The sequence below is a fragment of the Paenibacillus sp. CAU 1782 genome (assembly GCF_054551715.1).
In genome coordinates, this window is record NZ_JBTOLL010000009.1 from 112396 (window position 1) to 136077 (window position 23682).

A 23682-nucleotide genomic window follows, 5' to 3' on the forward strand; every position below is an offset into this window, starting at 1 on the left:
TGAATCTCCATGTAAAGCCAACCGGAGCGGATTATTCCCCTCCGGCTGCTGGCTTGGCGTCGCTCCCTGGCCGAAATCCTCGCCTGAGCTCATCTATGCTGTAGCCAAAATCCATTTGCAAATGCGGATAGTCTCTAAATTCCTTCCAATCTCCACCCCACGAAAATCCCAAGTTTTTGGCCAGCTCCACAACCTCGTGCCAATCTGATCGTCCATTTCGGTTGCCGTCATACTCTAAATCCCATAACGCTTTTCCTTTTGGATTAAGCAGGGCAAAATCAATAGCAAGGCCATAATTGTGGTAGGATTCTCCGCCTCGGGCGTAGGTAACGATAGCGCCTTGCGAGGAACGCCCTTTTTCATAAAGCGCATTTTGCTCTTCTTCGCTGCGGAAGTCTTGAGTGATGAGAACGGAAATTCCAATCGCCGCGGCTTCTTCTACAAGCTTTTCAGCATGCTGAAGCACAACGGGATGCAGTTCTGTTACTGGAGGCGCCTCCTTCGTGACAAAGGGCAGAAACCTCCCCGCTTCATCGCGGGTAATAAAGATAACGGCGGCAGTCAGCGCCATGGCCAGAAGCAGAAAAATCGTTCCGCCCCTTTTTTTGTTTTTACGTCCGGCACGGGGAAAAGGGACATTAGCTCCCGGCTGCGGCTGAAAAACGGGATCATGCTGCGGCATTGCAATCGCTCCCTGTTATTTTGTTTCCTTGATACTTCTCTAACACTTTTATATTAAAATAGTAAAGGACTAGGACATAGATTACAATGCGCGGGACGTATCGCAGCGCGGGCGATATATTTTGGGAGGACAAAAACGATGGAAACGAAGGGTTACCACTTAAAAGGGATTCATCATGTGTCTGCCATTACGGGTGATGCCGCCGCCAACTTTGAGTTTTACACCCGGGTTCTGGGGCTGCGGCTTGTCAAAAAAACAGTCAATCAGGACGATACGTCGGTTTATCATCTGTTCTACGGAGATGAACGCGGAAATCCTGGAACGGATTTGACCTTTTTTGAAATTCGGTCAGCAGCCCAAAATCGCGAGGGAGTAGGCGGTATTTCCGCAGTATCTTTACGGGTAGCAAACAATAAAGCGCTTTATTATTGGAGGAATCGATTTGCCGAATTGGGAATCGATCATGATGATATCATTAAAAGAGGCGATAGAGAGACGCTTGCGTTCCGCGATGGCGAGGGGCAACGCCTGATCCTGGTTTCGGATGAAGGGGAAAGCGGCGTTGCATGCGGCAAGCCGTGGGAGCGAGGCCCCATTCCTATACAATATGCCATAACCGGACTTGGCCCCGTACAGCTGGCTCTGCAAAATTGCGAGCCGACCGCGTTGGTGCTGACGGGAATTTTGGGTTTTCGCTATAAGGGCAAATATGCTTCGCCGATCCCTGGGCAACCCGATATTTTGATGTTTGAAACAGGGGAAGGCGGCAGCGGAGCCGAGGTGCATCTGGAGCAAAGAAGCGACCTGCCGCGCGAACGGCAGGGCAAAGGCGGTATTCATCATGTGGCGTTCCGCGTCGACAATGATGAGGAGCTGCGGGAATGGGCTGCGGACATCACCCGCCTTCGCGTCCCGAATTCCGGCTTTGTAGACCGTTATTATTTTCGTTCGCTTTATTTCAGGGAACCAAACGGAATTATGTTCGAGCTTGCTACAGACGGGCCGGGTTTTGATACAGACGAAAACATTTTGCATCTGGGCGAACAATTGGCGCTTCCTCCGTTTTTGGAACCGCATAGAGACCGAATTGAAGCCGGCTTAATACCAATCTGCACCAAAATGCAATAACGCTTCCATCATTAAAATAGAAATAGCCCGCCAAGCAACTGCAGTTTCTTGGCGGGCTGTTGTATTAATTAATTGGCATTGTTTTTAGTTTAAGCCAAATCATCAGGCGAAAGCCCCGTAATCCGGCTTGCTTCTTCAATCGAAAAGCCGCTATCAAGCAGCTTTTTGCCAGTGCCCACTAATTGCTGCTTCATCAGGTCCTTTTCAAGCGTTAACGACTCCGTCTGAGACTTGAGCGACTCTGTCTGGGATTTTAGCGACTCTGTCTGGGATTTTAGCGACTCCGTCTCGGACTTAAGAGACTCGCGTTCCGATTCCAGGCGGTCTTTTTCTTCACGAAGCATTTCCATCTCCGCTTTGTAGGCTGCATCGTCCATCATGGCTTTATGCCACATTTCGTATTGTCCCCATACTTTGGGATCGCGGCTCATCGACTCCCAACGTTCCAGCGCTTCCTGCAGGTCTGAATCGTTTTTCAATGCAATCGCCTCCAGTTTATTTAATAATTGGGGTTGCATTTCACCGCCCTGCACCGCCGCAAGCATGAGCAGCCAGCGGATCTCCGCATCGGTCCAGGGATCGGCTTGTCCGGCTTTAGCCGCCTTCAGCAGCTTTTGCAGTTCGATCACATGAATTTCCAGTTTATCTGTCAGCAAAAAATGCTGTTTGCTTTCATGCAGGCCGAAGCGGCTATGATAATGCACGGTTTGAGGCAGTAAATCGGCGTTGCTTATCAAAATCGAAATAGTGCGCTTTAAGTCGGCATACGGTCGGCCTTTTTCCAGCTGCTTGGAATAAATGCGGCTCCAATAATAAAGCTGGCGGCTGGCGAGATGGGGAACGCCGATAAGCTGAAGCTCAATGTGAATCAGCGTACCGTCATCTGTCCGGGCAAGCAGGTCCAGCACTGCTTTTTTGTCGGCGCGGTGTTCGCGCTCTATTTCATTATTCAAAATATCAACAGAAGCAATTTTGGCGTATCCTTTATTTTCGAAATCAAGCAGTGCATTCAGAAAAGCCAGCAAAATACTACGGCTTTCCTCTTGGCCAAACATCTGCTTAAAAGCAAAATCGGCCTTTAAATCGACATAGGACTCTGTTCCATACGTTCCGCTTTCTTCCTTAAGTATAGCCAATGCTTCCATCTCCGTCATCTCCCATTTTGGAAATAAGTAAGAACATATGTTCTGTAAGGGTAATATACCATATGAATGGTGGAAATGGAACAAGAAGATGGAGCGAGGCAGTTATGAATACCCGTTTAACATGAGAAGAGGCAAAGTTTGAACAGGGCGTCTTCTCAAACACACCTTGACCTTGCCTTGCAGAGATGATTCAGCCCTTGAGCCGCTCATACAAATAACCCGCCGATTGCATTGCGTATTCCTTCCAAAGAAGCGTGCCGTTTTTGACCAGGACCAGACAAGGCACGCTCTGGATCTTCCACTCAAAAGCAAGATTTGGCGCAAAATTAATATTCATTTTGACGACAGGATGACGAATTCCGGCAGCTTCCACAACCTCCAGCATACGTTCGGCCACCTTGCATGTACCGCAAAGAGGCGTGGTGAATAAAATGGCGGCTGCCCCAATGTGCTGCCGGGACAACTCGATGACTTGTTTTTCGTTCCATTCTGATAAAGGCATTAAACCGGGCTCCTTCCGATTCTTCAGCATCCCTTTGTTATGGTTTAAGATACACAAAAACACCTCCATGCTTCAACCTATTCATTAAACAAATATTTTTTATAAAAAAATGAAACGCCCCCCATTGAAGATGCGTATCACACCCTGTACAATGAAATTTGTATACCACTCCAAAGGGGAGTAGCTGCCACAGTAAAGTCGTCATTACGAGAAAACTTTTCTCCGGCTTTATTGGCAACGCCGACATACTGGCGTTGTTTGCGAGACCTTTGCCGTTCCAAGGCAAAGGTCTCTTTGCGTATTTTGGGACAAAGTGGAGAAAAGTAAGAGGAAAACGAAAGGGGAAAAGATCATGGATTGGGGATTATTGCTGGAGTATGGTTGGGTTCTGATCGTTTTGGTGGCGCTGGAGGGACTACTCGCCGCGGATAATGCGCTTGTATTGGCCATCATGGTTAAACACTTGCCGGATAAAGAACGCAAAAAAGCTTTATTTTACGGTTTGGCGGGAGCGTTTGTTTTTAGGCTTGCTTCGTTGTTCATTATTTCCTTCCTGGTTGACGTTTGGCAAATTCAAGCTATCGGAGCGCTGTACCTGCTGTTTATAGCCGGTAACCATATATTCCGTAAGGTTATTGTCAAAAAGGGAGAAGCTAATGCGAATAAAGAAAAAACCAAGGAGAAACAAAGCGGTTTCTGGATGACTGTATTCAAAGTAGAAGTTGCGGATATCGCATTTGCTATCGACTCCATTTTGGCCGCAGTAGCGCTTGCGGTTGCATTGCCGAGTACAACGCTGCCTCGGATTGGCGGCATGGACGGCGGACACTTTATCGTTATTTTCCTTGGCGGCTTTATCGGATTGTTGATCATGCGTTTTGCAGCCACACTGTTCGTGAAGCTTCTGGAAAGCAGACCAAGCCTGGAAATCGCGGCTTTTGTCATTGTTGGCTGGGTTGGCGTTAAACTTGCCGTGCATACGCTGGCGCATCCTTCTCTGCATGTCATTCCGCATGATTTTGCCGAATCCACAGGCTGGAAGCTGTCATTCTACATCGTTCTGGTGCTGATCGCTGTTTGCGGCTGGTTTTTGTCCGGAACAAAAAGCGGCAATAAAGACAAGGAACCCTCAAAAGCGGTATAATGAATCCACAGATGAATGTGGAGGAGATTATAGTTGGCACAGCTTTATTACAAATACGGCACGATGAACAGCGGCAAATCGTTTGAAATCATCAAGGTGGCGCATAACTATGAAGAGCAGGGCAAACGCGTGCTGATCTATTCCCCCGCGATCGGGGCCAGAGGCAATGCGGATCGCGTCGGCTCCCGGGTTGGATTTGAACGAGAGGCCATTCCCGTGGAGAATGACACTAACCTGTTCCAAAATGTGCAAGCCCAGGTTGCAGCAGCCGGCCGCATCTATTGCGTGCTGATCGACGAAGCCCAGTTTCTGAAGCGCCATCACATTCTTGAACTGACCCGGGTTGTGGATGAGCTTGATGTGCCGGTTATGGCGTTCGGGCTCAAAAACGACTTTCAAAATCAGCTTTTTGAAGGCAGCTACAATTTGCTTGTGCAAGCGGACAAAATTGAAGAAATCAAAACGATTTGCTGGTACTGCGACCGCAAAGCAACGATGGTCATCCGGTTTCGCGACGGACAAGCCGTGGATTCCGGCGAGCAGATTCAGATTGGCGGCAACGAAGACTATAAGCCGGTTTGCCGGAAATGCTACTATAGCGCGTTCCGCCAAAGTTGAACCTTCATCAAAAGCCATTATCGTCATAGCAAGAAACAAGGCTGCCAGGGGCGCTTTAAGTCCTCCTGGCGGCCTTGTTCATCTGTTTGGAGGTGAAGCGGAGTCATGGGTATTTATATCGGTCTTGCGGGCTGGGGAGACCAGGATTACATCTATCCTGCGGGGACTAAGCAAGGGGAGCGGCTAAATGTGTACAGCAGCCATTTTCCCGTTGTCGAGGTCGATAGCACCTTTTATGCCATCCAGTCGCCGGAACGGTTTGCGGGTTGGGTTGAGCAGACGCCTCCGGATTTTAAATTTGTTGTAAAAGCCTATCAAGGCATGACCGGGCATCAACGGGGTCCAGAGCCTTCCAAGCAAGAAACCGAGGAAATGGCAACGGCTTTTAGAGCCATGCTGCAACCGGCGATTGAGGCTGGAAAGCTGGCTGCCGCATTATTTCAATATCCGCCCTGGTTTCAATGCGTAAGCGGCAATGTGAGGCAGCTGCGGGAGATGAAGAGCAGGATGTCCAACATACCCTGCGCTCTTGAATTCAGGCATCAAAGCTGGTTTCGTGATGAGATGAGAGAAAAAACGTTGGCCTTTATGAGCGAGGAAGGTTGGATTCATAGCATTTGCGACGAACCTCAGGCGGGAGAAGGCAGCATTCCCACCGTTCTGAAGACAAGCAACAGCGATCTTGCCGTCGTACGGTTCCATGGGCGCAACCACTCCGGCTGGAACAACGGGGGAGCGCCAAACTGGCGCGAGGTCAGATATCTTTATTGCTACTCCGAGGAAGAATTGCTGGATTGGAGAAACAAGCTTGTCGACTTGCAGGAGCAATGCCGCAACATCCATGTCATTTTCAATAATAATTCTGGCGGAGATGCGGCCGGCAATGCCAAAAGACTGATGGAATTGCTGGAGCTGAAGCGACCCGACGGCCTGGCGCCGTTCGCCAAGCCGCCGGAGGGGCCGGAGCAATTGGAGCTTTTTTGATCACCTTCAGTCCCCTAGTTCCTCTATCAGTTTCACTACATATTGGATTGGAACGGCCAAACCCAGCTTTTGTCTTTTGCCGTCCTGCTGAATATCCTGCGTGGCGAAAACGACGCCAACAACGTCGCCATCTTCGTTAAGGACGGGACTTCCGCTGTTGCCTTTGAAGACGGGCGCATCAATGGTCATGACCGGCTGCTCCCAGCCTCCAGGCTGGGTCAATCCTACAATAGATCCTTTGTTGACGATGCGGCTGAAAAATAAAGGATTGCCGATGATATGCACCGTTTCACCGATCTGCCAGTCCTCCGCAGGCTTCAGCGCCGGGAATGCGTCTCCCTCTTCTGCCCGTTTCAAAACGGCAATATCGATAGAGGGATCGCTGGCAATCAGCTCCGCGCGTACGCCGGATTCTTCCAGTTCAGACTTTACCATCAACGACTCGCCGCTACCCGCGACATGGTGGTTGGTGACGATGTAACCACCGTTCAGTTGAAAGCCTGTGCCTTTGCTTTTGCCCGAGCTGACGGAAACGATTGAATCCTTATGAAGCGCGATCGTTTCATCTTTGCTGAGCGTATTGGATACAATCAGAAAACGGATGGATTCCCAGCTGTACACCTGCGGCCAAAAAGCAAGCACGTTGACCCCTAATGCCGCAACAATAAGCCATGCAACAACTTTACGGACCCATGTCCTGCGGTGCTTCTCATCCTCGCCGTCTCCCTCATCTTCCTCCTCGTCCCAAAAGCTTTCGTCGGGCTCAAAAGGTTCTTCTGTTCCATCCTTCTCGTTCCAATAGTCCGGGTCTTTCCCGTCATGATTTCTCAACCTGAATCCCCCATTTGAATAAAGGTATTGTCCTCTATTATAGCATTGCGGTACACTAACGGAATAATAGAACCGTATCCAAAAGCATAAAGACCGCGTTGAAAACGAAAGATAAGGCTGGTTAAGGTTGGATGGCGGGCGAGGCGCTTTTAAAAAGGGAATTCATTTTCAGGCCAAACGGTGATAAAATGCTAACAAGAGCTAATCCGCGCAACAGGCGGCGGTATGTAGGAGGATTATAAGAAATGAGATATATCAGTACTCGGGGCAAGGTAGAACCCGTCGGATTTATTGACGCTTTTATGATGGGCTTGGGAGATGACGGCGGCTTGCTTGTGCCGGAGCAGATTCCGGCCGTTTCGCAGGAAACGCTGAAGGAATGGCAGAAGTTATCCTATCAAGAGCTTGTACTGGCGATTTTTGAGCTTTATACCAACGGTGAAATTCCGCAAAATGAGCTTAAGGAGCTGGTGGAGTCCAGCTATTCCACGTTCCGTCATTCCGAGGTTACGCCTGTTAAGCACATTCGCGACGATCTGTATTTGCTTGAGCTGTTCCACGGCCCTACTTTTGCGTTTAAGGATATTGCGCTGCAGCTTATGGGACAGCTGTACGCCTATGTGGCAGGCAAAGACGGACGGAAGATTCATATTTTGGGCGCCACTTCGGGCGATACCGGCGCTTCTGCCATCCAAGGCGTAAGAGGCAAGGAAGGCATTAAAATTTGCATCCTGCATCCAAATGGCAAAGTGAGCAAAGTGCAAGAGCTGCAAATGACAACCGTTCAGGACGACAACGTGTTGAACCTGTCCGTCAACGGCAATTTTGACGATTGCCAAGGCATCATTAAAGACCTGTTCGGCGATTTGGAGTTCAAGTCGGCCAATCAGCTGGCGGCGGTCAATTCCATCAATATCGTGCGTATTTTGGCGCAGACGGTTTATTACTTTTACGCGTACTTCCAGGTGGCTAAAGCAACCGGCGAATGGAAGCCGGTTAATTTTAGCGTGCCGACAGGCAACTTCGGAGATATTTTTGCCGGTTATTTGGCGAAGCGGATGGGGCTGCCGGTTGGCAAGCTGATTCTCGCGACCAATGAAAACAATATTTTGGAGCGGTTTATTCAGGAAGGCGTTTATATGCCGGGCGATTTCCGGGCAACCTACAGCCCTTCGATGGATATTCAGGTAGCAAGCAACTTCGAGCGTTATTTGTATTACGTGCTGGATGAAGATGCTGAAGCCATTGATAAGCTGATGAAGGCTTTTAAATCCGAAGGCGAAATTTCCATCTCGCAAGAGGCGCTTGCCAAGGTTCAGTCGGAATTTGCGGCGCATGGCGTATTTGGCAAGGAGTGCCTGAATACCATTTCTGATTACCAGGGTAAATACGGCTATTTGCTTGATCCGCATTCCGCTTGCGGCGTTGCTGCGGTCGACAAATACGCGGCTGACGGAGCCATTAACATTTCGTTGGCGACGGCGCATCCTGCCAAGTTTAATGAAGCCATCGTTTTGTGCGGCATCCAGCAAAACTTCCCGTCGGAAATTCAAGCGTTGTTCGACAAGCCTCAGCGCCAACAGCTGGTGGACGGCAAACTTGAAGATGTGGCGAAGGAGCTTGTCCAATTTTATAACGCATAACACGAGGCCTGCCAAGGAACAGCAGGTTCGTTGATTTCTTTTAAAAAAAAATGCCAAATAGCCGTTTCACGGGATGCATGTTGCATTCACTCGTGAAACGGCTTTTTTAAGCTGACTGATGGATAGATGGGAGTGGTCTTCATTTGGCGCTGTTCCGTAGGCTCGACGGGGCAGCTTTTTTATGCTTCTTAAAGGCGCGGCTAAAATAATAAATGTCGCTAAATCCCGTAAGCGCGGCGATTTCCGAAACCGTCAGCTCCGTGTGCCGCAGCAGATAGTCCGCCCGGTTGAGCCGGAATGACAGGATATATGCCGATAGCGTGCGGCCCGTCATTTCCTTGAACAGCCGGCTGAAGTGAAAGCGGCTGAGTCCGGCAATCGAAGACAACGTCTCCACCGTCAACGGCTCGTGGTAATTTTCGTCAATATAACGGAGCACGGGATCAAAACGCTTCAAGTTTTTTATCCGTTCTGCGTGTTCCATCTTGGACAGTACTGTGGGTGCATGCATGCGGACCAGCAAGGCCAGCAGTCGGTAAAGCAGCGATTTCACCGCAAGCTCGTATCCAAACGCCTGCTCGTCAAGCTCGCGAACGATGCTTTCGATACAACCAGCGATTTCATCGTTGCCGGAAATATGGTTGCGGAGCAATAAGCGGCTTTGTCTGATGGGTTCCAGAAACCGCATTTCGGCAGTATCGCTGAATGAGCTTTGCAGCAAGGTGGGGTCAGAGATAAGCGCATAGTAGAACAAATCATCGCAGCCGCTAATGCCATGATGCAACTCATTGCTGTTAACGACTATCAGATCGCCCGCCTTGGCGGCAAAATCGGCCGAGCCGCATTCAATTTTGGCTTCTCCCCGCACAATATAAAGAAACTCCAGATGCTCATGCCAATGATGGGGAAAGAGCTCCGTTCCTGCATGCAAACAGACCGTTTTATGCACCTTGACGGGGAAACGGGGATCCGGCATATCCATCGGCTCTCTTAAGCTTTCATCCTGCATAAGCAACGGTCATTCGCCTTCCTCTCGTATAGCACAATATTACAAATAAACCGCACGGTGTGCCATGGCTGTAGTTTCTGTAATCATTATAATACGAAGTAAGAGGATAGGGAAAAGGCAAAGCCGGTTCAAACGTTTCAGAATAGGCTTGAGAATAGGTTTCAGCATATCAGGAGGTGTTCATGATGAGTAAAATCAAAGTAGGCGTAATCGGAACGGGTTCCATTTCATCGATGCATCTGAATGCGTACGACGGGAATGAACATGCAATTCTTTATGGCGTTTGTGATCTAAACGAGGAGCGAGCAAAGGCGGCGGCCGAAAAATACGGAGCAGTCAAGGTCTATACCGATTATCGGAATTTATTGGCGGATGCCGAAATAGAGGCCGTAAGCATCTGCACCTGGAATAACAGCCATGCCGAAATCAGCATTGCCGCCGTGAAAGCGGGCAAACACGTGCTGGTCGAAAAGCCGCTTTGCCGGACGTTAGAGGAAGCGCTCGCCGTCCAACATGCAGTCCAGGAAAGCGGGAAAATACTTCAGGTCGGCTTTGTGCGGCGTTACGATAATAATGCCGCGCTGCTGCGCGATCTCGTACAATCCGGCGAATTCGGCGACATTTATTACGCCAAGGCTTCTTCGCTGCGCAGATTAGGCAATCCCGGCGGCTGGTTTGCGGATATGGAACGATCTGGCGGCGGGCCGCTGATCGATATCGGCGTTCATGCCATTGATTTGTGCTGGTATTTGATGGGCAAGCCCAAGCCGGTTTCCGTCAGCGCGAATACATACCGCAAGCTTGGAAACCGATCCAATATCAAACTTTTGAGCTTTTATAAAGCGGCCGATTATGATGCTGCTCTGAATACGGTCGAGGATATGGCTAACGCGTTAATCCGCTTCGAAAACGGCGCTTCCCTGATGGTTGACGTCAGCTTTACGCTGCATAGCAAAAAGGATGAAGCGTCGATCAAGCTTTATGGAGACAAAGGCGGCTTTGAGGTTGATCCCGAGGTATTGATTGTGAGCGAAAAAAACAATACGATCATCAACAGCGTGCCTCAGACCGATCATTCCGGTTTTCATTTCGACAGCGCGTTTCAGAATGAGATCGACCATTTTATTGAAAACATCATCAATGGCACAAAGCCGCTTAGCCCGGTCGAAGACGGCGTCGAAATGATGAAAATACTTTGCGGCATTTATGAATCCGCAGCCAAGGGCGAAGAGGTGAAGCTATGAAACTCGGCATCAGCACATACAGTCTGCATTCCGCTTTTGCATCCGGCGAGCTGACCTTGAAGGGCGTGATTGAAACGATAGCGGAGCTTGGCGCGGAGCATGCCGAAATCGTGCCGCTGGGGTACGATTTTGTCCAGAAGCCGGAATGGATCCAAACCGTTGTTGATACGGCCAAAAGCTGCGGCATCGAGCTGTCCAATTATGCGATTGGCGCCAATTTTGCAAATCTGGACGACGACGCCTGGGAGAAAGAACTGGATCGGGTCAAAATAGAGGTGGATCATTGCGCGGCCCTCGGGATCAAGCGGATGCGGCATGATGTGGGCTCTTCCCCGGATTTGTCCATTGCCCATTTTCTGGAGCAGCTTCCGCGTTTGACGGAGGCTTGCCGCCGCATTGCGGATTACGCCGCAGGTTTCGGCATTACAACAAGCGTGGAGAATCATGGTTATTTCATTCAGCACAGCGACCGGGTTCAAGCTTTGGTCAAGAGTGTTAACCGCGATAATTTCAAAACAACGCTGGATATCGGCAATTTCCTTTGCGCGGATGAAAATCCGCTAGTCGCAGTTGCCAACAATGTCAAGCTGGCTTCTATGGTGCATGTCAAAGATTTTTACGTCCGCGAAGCAGGCCGCGATCCCGGAGAAGGCTGGTTTCCGTCCTCTGGCGGCAACTGGCTGCGCGGAGCCATTGCCGGCCACGGCGATATCGACATTCCCGCCGTGCTTGGCATAATCAAAAACAGCGGTTATGACGGTTATATTTCCATTGAGTTCGAAGGCATGGAGGAATGCCGTAAGGGCACCCGTCTAGGCTTTCAATACGTCAAAAAGGTTTGGGAACAACTATAATTTAGAGCAGGAGTGAGGGAAATGGCAAAACCGGTTATCGCCAACAATATTGGCGTTATTGTGGACAGCTTTGGCGTAGGCGTCAAGGAGGGGTTAATTAAAGCCAAGTCCGCAGGCGCCGACGGCGTTCAGATTTATGCAGTTAAAGGCGAGTTTGAGCCAGCCGCTCTTTCCTCGGCCGCACGCAGGGAATGGAAGGCCTATATAGCGTCTTTAGGTCTTGAAATATCGGCGCTGGTTGGCGATTTGGGCGGCCATGGTTTTCAGGATCCTGCGCAAAATCCGGCGAAAATCGAAAAGTCCAAGCGGATTTTGGAGCTTGGCATGGAGCTTGGAACCAACATCGTCACTACGCATATCGGCATCGTGCCAAGCGATCCCAATAGCCGCATTTACGAAAACATGCATCTTGCCTGCGAGGAGCTAAGCCGTTTTGCCAGCGACATGGGCGCTTATTACGCTATCGAGACGGGGCCGGAAACAGCGGCACATCTGAAGGCGTTTCTGGACGGCCTGGGTACAAAGGGAGTTTCGGTTAATTTTGACCCTGCCAATATGGTAATGGTGACCGGTGATGATCCTGTTCAGGGTGTGTACACGCTTCGGGATTACATCGTGCATACGCATGCAAAAGACGGCATCAAGCGCGCGCACATCGACCCGCGCGATGTCTATGGCGAATACGGCTATGAAAAAGAGCTGGACCATGCCAAAATCGCTCAAATGGCGGAAACCGGCGCAGCGTTTCTGGAGGTGCCGCTGGGCGAAGGCGGAGTGGATTGGGACGGCTATCTGAATGCATTAAACGATATCGGTTATAAGGGGTATTTGACGATCGAGCGGGAAGTGGGGGGCAATCCCGAAGCTGATATCCGGCTTGCCGTCGATTTCCTGAAAGCGTATAGAGCCTAGCGGGAAAAATCGTTACCACGCGGGCTGGCCGGTTAGCAATCAGAGCTTTTCGATCAGCCGATATGGCGGCATGCATGACAAATTGGTTAAAGCAGATGGCTAATCAGTTGCACTAGAGCGTTTTTTTCGGCGTCCATTCGGGACGTTTGGGAAAGGCGCTTTTCTTTTTCTCCCTAAAAGTGCAATCCCTCTTAAAAAATAATGTGACAAATGTCGCAATTCCTGTAAAATAAGGACGTGCATAATATATCGGATCATGCCGTGGCATCAGGACAAGGGGGATGGCTTTGAATAGGCTTTTGACGAGAATGGTACTGTTTTTCTCCTGCTTGATTATTGCGACGGGAGGCATATTGGGATATGTGATTTATCGCTCTTCCATGAAATTGGTGGAGGAATCAATAGGGGCGCAAGCCAGGCTTGTGGCTGAAAATGCGGCTGCCGGCATTGACCTCAAAGCCTACAGCAGCTTAAACGTTCAAGACGGTGAAACGGAACTGTACAGGGAGCTCCGGGAAAAGCTGAACACGATCAGAGAAAATAACGGTCTTAAATATTTGTATACGCTGGACAGAAAAATAGAAAACGGCGAAACAACCTATTTTTATGTGGTGGATGGAGCACCCGTTGATGCGCCGGAAGGCGAATTTTCGCCGCTTGGCTCTCCGGAAACGAATTTATACAAAGGGATGCTTCATGCATTTGCCGAAGGAACGCCATTTGTTGGAGAATTGACCAATGACGATGATTATGGCGCAACCATAACAGCATACGTGCCGTTGTACGGGGAAGACGGGGGCATGCTGGGGATTATCGGAGCGGATTTTGACGCAACAAAGGTTTATGAGCTGATAAAAAAAAATACATCCACAACGATTATCGTTGCGATCTCGGCTATTGCCGGAGGCATCGTTCTTGTTTATTTGCTGGCGCATTATTTGACCTCTCCGCTGGGTAAGCTGACCGCGCAGGTAGCCCGGGTGAGGGAAGGAGATATGACGGTGCATATCGCGGTGGACCGCAAGGATGAAATCGGCCATTTGGCGGAAACGTTCAGGCAACTGGTTGCCAACACACGAACGGTGATCGCCGGCATTAAGAGCAGCTCGGACAAGCTGCTGAACGCATCGGAGGAAATGGCGAGGCATGCCGGAAGCACCTCGGAGGCCAGCCGATTGATCGCGGAAAGCATGCAGGACGCTTCCGGCGGCGCGGAAATTCAGGTAAACCGCACCGTGGACATGGCCGGTGCCGTGGATAATATGGCGGGAGGCATGGGGCGTATTACCCAGTCTGCATCAATTGTATCCGATATCGCGGAAGAAACCGTAGCTCTGGGACAGCAAGGCGGAGAAACGATCAGGCAGGCAATCGCAGGCATGGAGCGCGTCCAGGAGATAACACGCAAAATGAGCGGGGATATGGAAGGACTGAAGCAGAGAAGCCGGGAAATCGGCGAAATTACGACCATCATGTCCGACATTGCCGCCCAAACCGACTTGCTGGCGTTGAATGCCGCCATCGAAGCTGCCCATGCGGGGGAAAACGGGAGAGGTTTTGCCGTTGTGGCGGAGCAGGTGCGAAAATTGGCCAACCAGTCGAGAAACTTCAGCGTGCAAATTGCCGAGCTGGTCTCCGGGACGCAGGAGCAGACGCTTACTGTATCGAGCGAGATGGCGGTAAGCCTGGAAAACGTCAGCATTGGCGTGGAACGAGTCCAGGAAGCAGGGACTGCTTTTCAGTCTATCATCGACGGGCTGCAGCAGGTGAATGTACAGCTTAGAGAGGTGACGGCGGCGTCACAAACCATTTCGGCCGAATCGCAGGAGGTTGCCGCATCCGTCGAAGAGATGGAGCAGATATCGCGTCGCGCTGCGCTTCACTTCCAGAGCATTGCGGATAATTCAGCGGTGCAGCTCGCCTCCATGAACGAGGTGGCTTCTTCCGCCGACGGACTGAAAAGGATGTCTGGAGAGTTAACCGAACTAAACAAACGTTTTGTGGTTTAATGAGGTTCGAAAAAGTACACCTACTGAAAAACGAGCTTTTTGAGCTTATATTTAAGTATACCCAATGATATTTCCTGCGAAAATCATGGTATGGGTATAGGAATACATTGAACTTAGAGGTATAATCAAAGTTAGAAGTTCTTAAAGGAATGTACAAGCTGGTTTGTTGTAAAAAACAAAGATCTGTATCGGCAGCATGCCAATGACGGATCAATAAAGAGAACAAGGAGCCTATATCATGTCCAAAACACTTATTTTCGGGCATAAAAACCCCGATACCGACACCATTACTTCCGCTATCGTTTATGCGGATCTGAAAAGCAAGCTGGGAGCTGATGTTGAAGCAGTTCGCCTGGGCGAAGTTAACGGCGAAACGCAATACGCGCTGAACTACTTCGGAGTGGAAGCGCCACGCCTCGTTGAGAACGTTGCCGACGAAGCTAAAGACGTCATTTTGGTTGACCATAACGAGCGCCAGCAAAGCGCCAACGATATCGACAAAGTCCGCGTAGTGGAAGTTATCGACCACCACCGCATCGCCAACTTCGAAACGGCCGGCCCGCTCTATTTCCGCGCTGAGCCTGTTGGCTGTACGGCTACCATTTTGAACAAGCTGTACAAGGAAAATGGCGTCGAAATCACAAAAACGATTGCGGGCTTGATGCTCTCCGCGATTATTTCCGACTCCCTGCTGTTCAAATCGCCAACCTGCACGGAGCAGGATGTTGCAGCGGCACGCGAGCTTGCGGCTATCGCTGGCGTTGATGCTGAATCCTACGGATTGGACATGCTTAAAGCCGGCGCCGATCTGAGCGACAAAACCGTTCAACAGCTGATTTCGCTGGATGCAAAAGAATTTTCCATGGGCAGCTACAAAGTGGAAATCGCTCAAGTCAACGCCGTTGACACAAACGACGTTTTGAGCCGCCAGCCTGAAGTCGAAGCTGCGCTTAACGGCATTATCGCCGAAAAAGGGCTGGACCTGTTCCTGCTTGTTGTGACGGATATCCTCAATAACGATTCCATCGGTCTGGCGCTTGGCGCCAAAGCCGAAGCCGTGGAAAAAGCGTACAACGTGAAGCTGGAAAACAATACAGCTTTGCTGAAGGGCGTTGTATCCCGCAAATCGCAAATCGTGCCAGTGCTGACGGAAACGTTTAGCGCTCTGTAAAATATCCTATACTAAAAATCAAATTAACCGGTTGAAGCAGTCCGGAGCTTCGCAAGAAGTTTTCCGGGCTGCTTTTGCCGTTTCTGGAGGGACAACCCTATGTTTAGCATTACGGAATACAGCGTGGAAAAAATGAAGGACCCTTTTGGCATTTTAACAGGGGAACGGTATGAGCTTTTGTTGAGTCTGGAGGTAGAGGAGGACGATGAGCTTTACCATGAAGAAGGAGTTTCGCTGCGCGTTGTGTTCCTAAAGGATGGAGACAGGCAGGAAATTGCCAAATACGAGTTTCAAACGACAACAACCGGCAGCTACATCGACATGGAGATGGAAGAAGATGAGCTTGCGGCGGTTTCGGACTTTTGCCGGGGGCAGGTATCGGAGCTTGAAGGGGCTAGTCAGTAGACGGTGTGAATATGGATTTAAAATAGCATAGACAGCGGCATTGTTCCGGAGCCGGGCTGAAATGCCGCTGTTTATATATCCCGGAATGAGTGCATAAGCGGCTTTTCAGATTAGAGATGCTCTTTATTCACCTGCTCGTTACGTATCATCTGCTCCAGTTTTTCCACAAGAGAGTCGTGCAGCGGGTCCTTTTTTCTAAAGCTCCAGCGCTGCATGGCCTTCAACGCTTTCAGCAGGTATATTTTTTCCTTCAATGTAAACATGATGCATTCCCCCTTAGTGAAACTGGCAATCGTTATTCTCTATTATAGAGGAACTGCCGTCCCGAGGAAATGCTATCCAATGCTGTCCATCGGTCAGCCGCCGCTGATTACCTGCCTGCGGCGCTTCTCGGTCTTATGGCTGCGCTTATGGTGCCGGATGCTCGCCGTTCTCGGTGCTTGTTAGTTCACTGGTGGCGACGCTTATCAGGGAATGTTATAATGGGCTGTAAAAAGGACGGGGGTGCCTGATGACAAACGAAACGTTATCGGCTTCATGCGATGAAACCTGTGCGGGCACAAACGCCGATGTGTCCAGCGTAAAGGATAAGCTGGTAGATGATACTACCGCTACGGAGCTGGCGGATCTGTTCAAGGCGCTTGGCGACCCGACGCGGATTCGGATTATACATGCTCTTTTGCAGTCGGAGCTTTGCGTGCATGACCTGACCCAAGTGCTTGGCATGGGCCAATCCGCCATTTCCCATCAGCTCAGGCTGCTGCGGAATATGAGAATCGTCAAGCGGCGGAAGGTTGGCAAAACGGTCTTTTATTCACTGGATGACGACCATGTGGAGCAGCTGATTGTGCTGACCCTTCAACATCTGAAGCATAACTGAGGATGGCTGTGGAGCAGGGGGCGCTGCACGGTTCGTGCGATTACCTCGATACAAGCCGGCTTCCGGCAAAAATAAGCCCCGAAGGACCGTTTCAAGGTCCCATCGGGGCTTTTACTTGCTATCGTACTGACGAGATGGATTTGCTCTTATAGAGCTGGGCGGCAAGCACAAAGCTTACGATGCCCCATATGGCCATAAGACCTATTCCCGTCCAGAAGTTGGCGGAGAAAATATCGGTAGCATAAATCATGCCATCGCGCAGGCTTTCAACAAAGTAGGTAAGCGGCAGCAGCTTTGGCACGACCTGCAGCCATTCCGGGAGCGTCTCCACGGGGAAAAATACGCCGCTTAAAAACATCATCAGCATGCTTACGATGTTGGCGATCCCCATGTAGGCCTCCATCGTTTTGCTAAAGGAGGAAATCAGATAACCCATGGCGTTGAAAACAAGCGCCCCGCCAAAAAAGGCAATCAGCAGCGTTAGCGGATTGATGTCCAGATTGGCTCCAAAGCCGATGACGCCCACAAGCGTCAACAGTACGATTTGAACAACGCCCAGCATCAGGCGGACGATCATGCCGGATAGTCCGAACAGTCCCATTCTGGCCGGAGTCATATGCAGCCGTTTAAGCAAGCCGCGTTTCCGCATATCGACTTGATCCACCATGCCGAACAAGCCGCCTTGGGCTATGGCAAGGCCGATCATGCCAGTGAGCAAAAAGGCCTGGTAGCTGATGTCGTCCGAAGCGGATGTGATGGATTTCATCGAAACGCTGTATTGAGGCTCTGCTCCAAGCACGGCAAAGTTCATCCCCTGAACCATTTGATCCAGAATGCCGGCTACAGCTTGCGTCGTAGCTCCGCTCTCCCGTTCCATATTAATGATGAGGCCGATTTCCGCCGTGCCTTCCTGGGACGGAAGAACGATCAGCGCATCGATATCCTTATCTTTGACCCATTCTTCGCCTTGCTCAAGACTTACGGGGGATTCATCTTTCAGCGTCAACACCGGAACGCCCTTGAGGCCTTCCAGCAGCATGGCGGAGGAAGCGTTAGGCTTCTCGTCGACAACGGCAATTTTGGCCTGAAAGCCGTCTCCTAAACTGCCGCCGCCAAAAATAATCATGAACAGGACCATCAAAATAACAGGAAAAAAGATATTCCAGAACCATACCTGCTTTTCCCGAAACATCATTTTGACCTGAGCGGAAAACATACTGGAAAATTGCTTAAAAGCCATCTTCTTAATCCCTCCATTCCTTTCCTGTAAACGCAATGAACACATCCTCCAGGCTCATCTCGCGAATGGAGATTTGCTCGACCCGGTAACCGTTCTCCTTGGTGAATCCGAATAACGAATAAAGCGTGTCCTCGGGATGAGTGGTCCAAACCTGCAACGAGTTGCCTTCGCGAACGGTTTTGGTTACGGTGTCCAGTCCCGATGCGGCTTGCTCCGTTGCCAATGCGGCTTCTTCTCCGTCCGTAAGCGTTAAGCGGACTTCGCGCTCCTTGGTAAGCCGGTCAATCAGAGCACTCGGTGTATCCAGCGTCACGACGCGTCCCTGATCCACAATGCACACGCGGTCGCTAAGCTTCTCGGCTTCCTCCATGTAGTGGGTCGTTAATATCGTCGTTTTGCCGATTTCCTTCAGCTTCAGAATAATGTCCCAAATATTGCGCCGTGCTTGGGGGTCCAGTCCCGTCGTGGGTTCATCCAGAAAAATAATGCTAGGATCATTGATCATGGCCAGCCCAATGGCCAGCCGCTGTTTTTGGCCTCCCGAGAGCTTTCGCACATGGCGATTGCTTTGCTCCGTCAAGTTAACCATCTCCAGCACTTCGCTGACCGGTTTCGTATGGGTATAAAAGGTTGCGAACAGCTCCAGCGTTTCCTCCACGGTAAGCAGATCGAATAATGCGCTTGATTGCGGCTGAACTCCGATTTCCATTTTGATTTGTTCCGTATTGCGGTTCCAATTCAAATCGCCAAAGGCGATTTCGCCTGAGTCGGGCGGCAAAAGCCCTTCAATCATCTCCAGCGTTGTCGTTTTACCTGCTCCGTTGGGACCGATGATCGTAAAGATTTCGCCTCCTTCTACGGCAAAGCTGATATCGCGTACGGCATGAACGCTCCCGAACGATTTTTTTAACCCGCTGACTTTCAGTACCGGCATTTCTGCTTCACTCCTCCTGCTTGATTTATAATCGGTTTGTTCTCTTTTACCATTATAATCTAACACTTTCCGGGCATGCTCCGTCCTCGGCTGCAAAGTAACTAGGTCTTGGGACTGAGCTGTCAGTACTTACTATATAAGTTCAACTAAAGTTTCTTAAAAACTGGAATGGATTTCCGCCACGCACGTCGAATAGTTAAGGAAACAATGGAGACGGTGAGTGATGATCTTGGAAATCCAACCAGCAGACCAACAAACACTAGAAACACGGCTTAAACAAGAGAAAAATCGTCGGATGTATGAACGCTACCTGACGATCTACTTACATGTTGTGAAGCAGATCCCGGTGACCGAAATAGCAGAGATCATTCGCAGAAACCCTGTAACGGTGAACACCTACCTCAGATCCTATCAAGAAAAAGGATTGGATGGCTTGGTGATGGGGATCTCTACAGGTGCGCCTGAACAATTGACCGCCCAGCAGCAACAACAACTCAAGCAGACCATCATTACGAAATTCCCACACGAAGTTGGTTTTCCGGCCAAGCACAATTGGACGCTGGCTTTGGCTGCTGCTTATGTAAAGAGTGAGTTTGAACGAAGCTACACGATCGCGGGCATGGCTAAATTACTGCATCGACTAGATCTGCGATTTACTAAACCGACTTATACGCTCGAAGCAGCCGATGAAGCCAAGCAGAAGGAGTTTGTCCGTGAACGGTTTCCTGAGTTAAAAAAAGACTAATGAATGACGAGATCCATCATTTACTGTTTGAAGACGAAAGCATGATTCGAGACTATCAAGCTTTACAACAAAACTGGTTTGAGAAAGGCAAACAGCGGATCATTCCGACCACTGGCAAACATCGCGGTGTGAAACTACTCGCGACGGTTGACTATGTGAGTGGTAAAATTGTATGGCGAGAAGATGAACAGTACACAGCGGAAACGTTTTTGACTTTCCTGAAAACCGTCCTTACCCATTATCCTGCAGGCAAGATCGTGATGGTGCTGGACAATGCCCGTATTCATCATGCGAAATTACTGCAACCTTTTCTGGATGAGCAGGATGGTCGCTTGGAATTCGTCTTCTTGCCCCCATACAGCCCGCAGTTTAACGTTGTGGAAGGGCTATGGAAATGGCTGAAAGCTGACGTCATCAACAATGTGTTTTATCATACGGTCGCCGAGATTCGCAAGAATGTGAAGATCTTCATGGACGAGATTTCCAAAAATAAATGGGCTATCATTGACCGTCTGTGTGTCCGCATGGAATCTTTCTTGCAGAAGCTTATTGAGCCTGAAAATCATTAGTTGAACTTATATAGTTAATTATTCATATTTATTTAAAAATGTAAAAGAAGGATTCTAAATGTTTTTGTCAAATAAATAATTCATGTAGAAATGTTATAAAGAAAAATATAGAAATGAATGGGGAGATAGTGAGGAATTCATGTTCAAGACAGTGGAGAATGAGCTGGAATTAGCGATGTTTAACGGAATTTGGACAACAGTATGGATGGAGAAGGGATTTGAACTCGAGTTTTCAGATACAGTCCTTGACCGTTATATTGTGATGACTGATGAGGGACACTGCATCGGCACTTCCGAGATCAAGCCTTATGACCTGCAAAACAGCGAGATCAACAAAACTGCTCCTTTCCATTTACATCCCAAAGTCATTGGCGAAGGATCGTCCGTCGCTGAAATCGACAAAATCGCACTGCTAGGAGCATACAGAAGCAAAGGGAACTATTTGTCGGCCTTGCTTTCATCAGCTGTCCATTGTGCGGAAAAACGCAATATCCGATATTTTGTCTCCCTGCTGGAGCCCGTTTTTTTGCGGGCATTGAAAATCACGTTCAAAATTCCGCTGGAGCGAATCGGCGATCGGCTTTTTTACAAAGGAGATTTTGTAGTACCCGTTATATTCGACATGGAAGCCATGTATCGCAACAAGCAGCATTATGAATGGCTGGTTGACCCGAAGACAAATCGCATAATAGAACAGGTGGATATTAGATGAAACATACCATGACGGTACTAGACAAACGGAATCGCCTGCAGGTCAACATTATATGGGGCTTGCTTGCACTGGGAATTTTGACCGACTTTGCAATTGGCCTTGAGCTTAAAGTCATTTTGCTGCTTGCCGGTGTTGGAGCCTTTACAGGCGGAATCGCTACCGCGATGACCTATCTCAGAATCGGCAGCCGTTTTGTCAAATACGTGGTGCCGTGCAACCTGACGATCATCGTATCGCTGTTAATTTTGTCGGATCCAAATCCTATCGTCAGCACTTATTTTCTCGTCTACGTTAATCTGGCGATTGTGTCCCTTTATTCCGACTATAAGCCGATTATTTTGACCGGTGTACTTGGGGCAGGGTTGAGCACGTATTTGTTTCTTGATCCTTTTTATAAGGAAAGGTTGTTTCCGGGCGAGGGCGAGTCTTTGGTTTTACTGTTCCTGTACCTGGCTTTTGCGACAACGGGAATGGCGATTTCGGCCCGTTTCAGCGCCAAGCTGCAGAAAGAGGTCACCGAGCGGCAGAGCGAAGCGGTTAAAGCGCAGCGGTTGTCTGAAAGTATTTTGGAGCAATTAAAATCGTCAATCGGCATTTTGACGAATTTTAGCCGCGACCAGCAGCAGCATGTGCATTCCACTGGAACGATCTCGAGGGAAGTAACGGGTACTTTCAGCGAAATGACGGCGGCGATCGAGAAGCAAACGGGCAGTGTCGTATCCATAAACGAATCGGCTCAGGAAATTGAAGAGTTTATGGGCCGGCTGCGGGACGGGGCTTCCAGTCTTCAGCATTATGCTGAACAAAACGTCAGCTTGACGGATCAGAACAGCGCCGAGCTGGAGAAGCTGGCGGCCGAGATGGCGTCGCTGGGAGCCATTATGTCAAAAACGGTTTCAAGCATGGAATTGCTGCAGCGCCATAATGAACAGGTCACGGCCATCGTGAATACCATTAGCGACATTTCGGAGCAAACCAACCTGCTGGCCCTTAACGCCGCAATCGAAGCGGCGCGCGCAGGCGAACATGGCCGAGGCTTTGCCGTCGTATCCGGCGAGGTGCGCAAGCTGGCGGATCATTCCCGTAAGTCTACGGAGGAAATCGGAAGTATTCTGAGCGAAATTCGGACGCAAATTGACGAAGCCTATGCAGGCGTAACGAAAGGTCAAGAAGCGGTCAAGCAAAGCGACGAGGTTACGCGAAAGTCGGTAGAGCTGTTCCAAGGCATTAACGGCAACGCTCATCAGGCTAAAGAGCATTCAAAACAATTAGGAGAAGGTTCGACACGCCTCTACCAGCGTTACGGTAAGCTGGCAGTTGAGTTGGACAGCATCGCGGCAACGACGCAGCAAAACATGGCGTCGGTGGAGGAAGTGCAAGCGAGCATGGAATCCCAGAACCAGAAAATTGCAGTGATGGTTGAGGAATACGGGAAGCTGGATAGCCTCGTTTCTGAATTAAAGACTCTTTCGGAGCAAAAACCGAGCGCCTAAAATGTGTGTTTAAAAAGCTCGTTTTCAGTAGCGCGTAGACGGCCCGCTCTATCATTCCTTCAGGGAATAGATAGGGCGGGCCTTTTTTGTCCGATACAAGTTTGTTCGAGTATAAAAGTATTGCGCGTTAACGATATATCGTATAGAATTCATTTTATTACGATATATCGTTAAGTGAAGGAGCATAGATATGAAAGAAGAGTGGCGCGAGGAGGAACGGCTATTTTTACATCTTGGCGGAGAAAGGGAAACGAGCGGATCGGGCAGGCGTTATTTTAGCCGTGGAGGAGTTAAGTTTGCGCTGCTGGAGCTGCTGGAGGGGGAAAATATGCACGGCTACCAGATGATGAAGGCGCTTGAGGAGCAATCCGGCGGAACGTATCAGCCCAGCGCGGGTTCGATTTATCCCACACTGCAAATGCTTCGCGATCAAGGATTCGTGGAATCCAGCAAACAGGACGGGAAACGGGTTTTTCAAATTACTGCCGAAGGGCGGGCTTATTTGAGCGAGGAGAAAGAGAAGGCGGAGGGGCCTCACCTCTGCGAAGGGCATTGCAAGCCGCACAATACAAATGCCGGAGATGCCGGAGATGACAATTCCGGAGGAGTGGCTGAAGGAGAGGGAGAACGAGTCGGCGGAAAAAGAAACCGCAGATTAACGCCTAAAGGCAAGGAGCTCCTTCATTTGCTGAAGGCGGCGGAACGGTCTGCGATCGGCGATGCCGGAAAGGCAGAGGAGCTACGAGTTATTTTGCAGCAATTGAAAAAGTCTTTAGCTCTTCTGATAGAGGGGAGCGACACCGCGCCGGAAGGAAGAGGGGAGTAAAA

The 23682-nt window shown here is 49.7% G+C and carries 24 protein-coding genes; 16 read left to right on the forward strand and 8 right to left on the reverse strand.

The window, feature by feature from the left end; translation table 11 throughout:
• Window positions 1-31: 31 nt before the first annotated feature.
• Window positions 32-682, reverse strand: a complete 651-nt coding sequence (locus ACX93W_RS18185) for a M15 family metallopeptidase (protein ID WP_459393797.1) — start codon at window positions 680-682, stop codon at window positions 32-34.
• Between the two features lie 138 nt (window positions 683-820).
• Between ACX93W_RS18185 and ACX93W_RS18190 the strand changes: the two genes are divergently transcribed.
• Window positions 821-1810: a ring-cleaving dioxygenase gene (locus tag ACX93W_RS18190; protein ID WP_459393798.1), complete on the forward strand. Its 990-nt coding sequence runs from the start codon at window positions 821-823 to the stop codon at window positions 1808-1810.
• Between the two features lie 89 nt (window positions 1811-1899).
• Here ACX93W_RS18190 and ACX93W_RS18195 read toward each other — a convergent pair whose 3' ends face one another.
• Together ACX93W_RS18195 and ACX93W_RS18200 are read right to left on the reverse strand one after the other, a co-directional pair.
• Window positions 1900-2955, reverse strand: a complete 1056-nt coding sequence (locus ACX93W_RS18195) for an Rpn family recombination-promoting nuclease/putative transposase (protein ID WP_459393799.1) — start codon at window positions 2953-2955, stop codon at window positions 1900-1902.
• A 190-nt stretch (window positions 2956-3145) separates the two neighbouring features.
• On the reverse strand, window positions 3146-3457 hold the full coding sequence (locus tag ACX93W_RS18200; protein ID WP_459393800.1) for a thioredoxin family protein: 312 nt from the start codon (window positions 3455-3457) through the stop codon (window positions 3146-3148).
• 352 nt (window positions 3458-3809) lie between these two features.
• On the opposite strand from ACX93W_RS18200, the gene ACX93W_RS18205 reads away from it, so the two are divergent.
• The 3 genes from ACX93W_RS18205 (at window position 3810) to ACX93W_RS18215 (ending at window position 6203) form a co-directional block, all read left to right on the forward strand.
• Window positions 3810-4601: a TerC family protein gene (locus tag ACX93W_RS18205; protein ID WP_459393801.1), complete on the forward strand. Its 792-nt coding sequence runs from the start codon at window positions 3810-3812 to the stop codon at window positions 4599-4601.
• A gap of 33 nt (window positions 4602-4634) precedes the next feature.
• Window positions 4635-5219: a thymidine kinase gene (locus ACX93W_RS18210; RefSeq protein WP_459393802.1), complete on the forward strand. Its 585-nt coding sequence runs from the start codon at window positions 4635-4637 to the stop codon at window positions 5217-5219.
• 105 nt (window positions 5220-5324) lie between these two features.
• Window positions 5325-6203, forward strand: coding sequence for a DUF72 domain-containing protein (locus ACX93W_RS18215; protein WP_459393803.1), 879 nt, complete (start codon window positions 5325-5327; stop codon window positions 6201-6203).
• 6 nt (window positions 6204-6209) lie between these two features.
• On the opposite strand, the gene ACX93W_RS18220 is transcribed toward ACX93W_RS18215, so the two are convergent.
• A complete protein-coding gene (locus tag ACX93W_RS18220; protein ID WP_459393804.1) occupies window positions 6210-7034 on the reverse strand; it encodes a S1C family serine protease in 825 nt (274 codons plus the stop codon).
• A 245-nt stretch (window positions 7035-7279) separates the two neighbouring features.
• On the opposite strand from ACX93W_RS18220, the gene thrC reads away from it, so the two are divergent.
• Window positions 7280-8677, forward strand: coding sequence for a threonine synthase (gene thrC, locus ACX93W_RS18225; RefSeq protein WP_459393805.1), 1398 nt, complete (start codon window positions 7280-7282; stop codon window positions 8675-8677).
• 139 nt (window positions 8678-8816) lie between these two features.
• Here the strand turns inward: thrC and ACX93W_RS18230 are convergent, their stop codons facing one another.
• Window positions 8817-9686 carry a helix-turn-helix domain-containing protein gene (locus tag ACX93W_RS18230; protein WP_459393852.1) on the reverse strand — a complete coding sequence of 290 codons (870 nt, stop codon included), beginning with the start codon at window positions 9684-9686 and terminating at the stop codon, window positions 8817-8819.
• 185 nt (window positions 9687-9871) lie between these two features.
• Between ACX93W_RS18230 and ACX93W_RS18235 the strand changes: the two genes are divergently transcribed.
• The 6 genes from ACX93W_RS18235 (at window position 9872) to ACX93W_RS18260 (ending at window position 16281) form a co-directional block, all read left to right on the forward strand.
• A complete protein-coding gene (locus tag ACX93W_RS18235; RefSeq protein WP_459393853.1) occupies window positions 9872-10930 on the forward strand; it encodes a Gfo/Idh/MocA family protein in 1059 nt (352 codons plus the stop codon).
• A complete protein-coding gene (locus tag ACX93W_RS18240) occupies window positions 10927-11784 on the forward strand; it encodes a sugar phosphate isomerase/epimerase family protein (RefSeq protein WP_459393806.1) in 858 nt (285 codons plus the stop codon). The genes ACX93W_RS18235 and ACX93W_RS18240 overlap by 4 nt, the downstream gene beginning before the upstream one ends.
• A 21-nt stretch (window positions 11785-11805) precedes the next feature.
• Complete coding sequence (locus ACX93W_RS18245; RefSeq protein WP_459393807.1) at window positions 11806-12696, forward strand: sugar phosphate isomerase/epimerase family protein; 891 nt, start codon at window positions 11806-11808, stop codon at window positions 12694-12696.
• 287 nt (window positions 12697-12983) lie between these two features.
• Window positions 12984-14705 (forward strand): methyl-accepting chemotaxis protein, encoded by a 1722-nt coding sequence (locus tag ACX93W_RS18250; RefSeq protein WP_459393808.1) that lies wholly within the window; start codon window positions 12984-12986, stop codon window positions 14703-14705.
• Between the two features lie 238 nt (window positions 14706-14943).
• Entirely contained in the window at window positions 14944-15876 is a 933-nt protein-coding gene (locus ACX93W_RS18255) for a manganese-dependent inorganic pyrophosphatase (RefSeq protein WP_459393809.1), read from the forward strand.
• Window positions 15877-15975: 99 nt separating this feature from the next.
• On the forward strand, window positions 15976-16281 hold the full coding sequence (locus ACX93W_RS18260) for a DUF6509 family protein (RefSeq protein WP_459393810.1): 306 nt from the start codon (window positions 15976-15978) through the stop codon (window positions 16279-16281).
• Window positions 16282-16391: 110 nt separating this feature from the next.
• On the opposite strand, the gene ACX93W_RS18265 is transcribed toward ACX93W_RS18260, so the two are convergent.
• Window positions 16392-16544 carry a hypothetical protein gene (locus ACX93W_RS18265; protein ID WP_459393811.1) on the reverse strand — a complete coding sequence of 51 codons (153 nt, stop codon included), beginning with the start codon at window positions 16542-16544 and terminating at the stop codon, window positions 16392-16394.
• Between the two features lie 248 nt (window positions 16545-16792).
• Between ACX93W_RS18265 and ACX93W_RS18270 the strand changes: the two genes are divergently transcribed.
• Window positions 16793-17161, forward strand: coding sequence for an ArsR/SmtB family transcription factor (locus ACX93W_RS18270; protein WP_459393812.1), 369 nt, complete (start codon window positions 16793-16795; stop codon window positions 17159-17161).
• Between the two features lie 118 nt (window positions 17162-17279).
• On the opposite strand, the gene ACX93W_RS18275 is transcribed toward ACX93W_RS18270, so the two are convergent.
• On the reverse strand, window positions 17280-18401 hold the full coding sequence (locus ACX93W_RS18275; RefSeq protein ID WP_459393813.1) for an ABC transporter permease: 1122 nt from the start codon (window positions 18399-18401) through the stop codon (window positions 17280-17282).
• 4 nt (window positions 18402-18405) lie between these two features.
• Complete coding sequence (locus ACX93W_RS18280; protein ID WP_459393814.1) at window positions 18406-19335, reverse strand: ABC transporter ATP-binding protein; 930 nt, start codon at window positions 19333-19335, stop codon at window positions 18406-18408.
• A gap of 223 nt (window positions 19336-19558) precedes the next feature.
• Here ACX93W_RS18280 and ACX93W_RS18285 point away from each other — a divergent pair.
• The 4 genes from ACX93W_RS18285 (at window position 19559) to ACX93W_RS18300 (ending at window position 23680) form a co-directional block, all read left to right on the forward strand.
• A protein-coding gene (locus ACX93W_RS18285) for an IS630 family transposase (RefSeq protein ID WP_459393815.1) occupies window positions 19559-20649 on the forward strand; the annotation gives its coding sequence in 2 pieces (ribosomal slippage) (window positions 19559-20074 and window positions 20077-20649; 1089 coding nt in all).
• 139 nt (window positions 20650-20788) lie between these two features.
• On the forward strand, window positions 20789-21361 hold the full coding sequence (locus ACX93W_RS18290) for a GNAT family N-acetyltransferase (protein ID WP_459393816.1): 573 nt from the start codon (window positions 20789-20791) through the stop codon (window positions 21359-21361).
• Window positions 21358-22854 (forward strand): methyl-accepting chemotaxis protein, encoded by a 1497-nt coding sequence (locus tag ACX93W_RS18295; RefSeq protein ID WP_459393817.1) that lies wholly within the window; start codon window positions 21358-21360, stop codon window positions 22852-22854. Before ACX93W_RS18290 ends, ACX93W_RS18295 begins: the two co-directional genes overlap by 4 nt.
• A 190-nt stretch (window positions 22855-23044) precedes the next feature.
• Complete coding sequence (locus tag ACX93W_RS18300; RefSeq protein ID WP_459393818.1) at window positions 23045-23680, forward strand: PadR family transcriptional regulator; 636 nt, start codon at window positions 23045-23047, stop codon at window positions 23678-23680.
• Window positions 23681-23682: the final 2 nt, after the last annotated feature.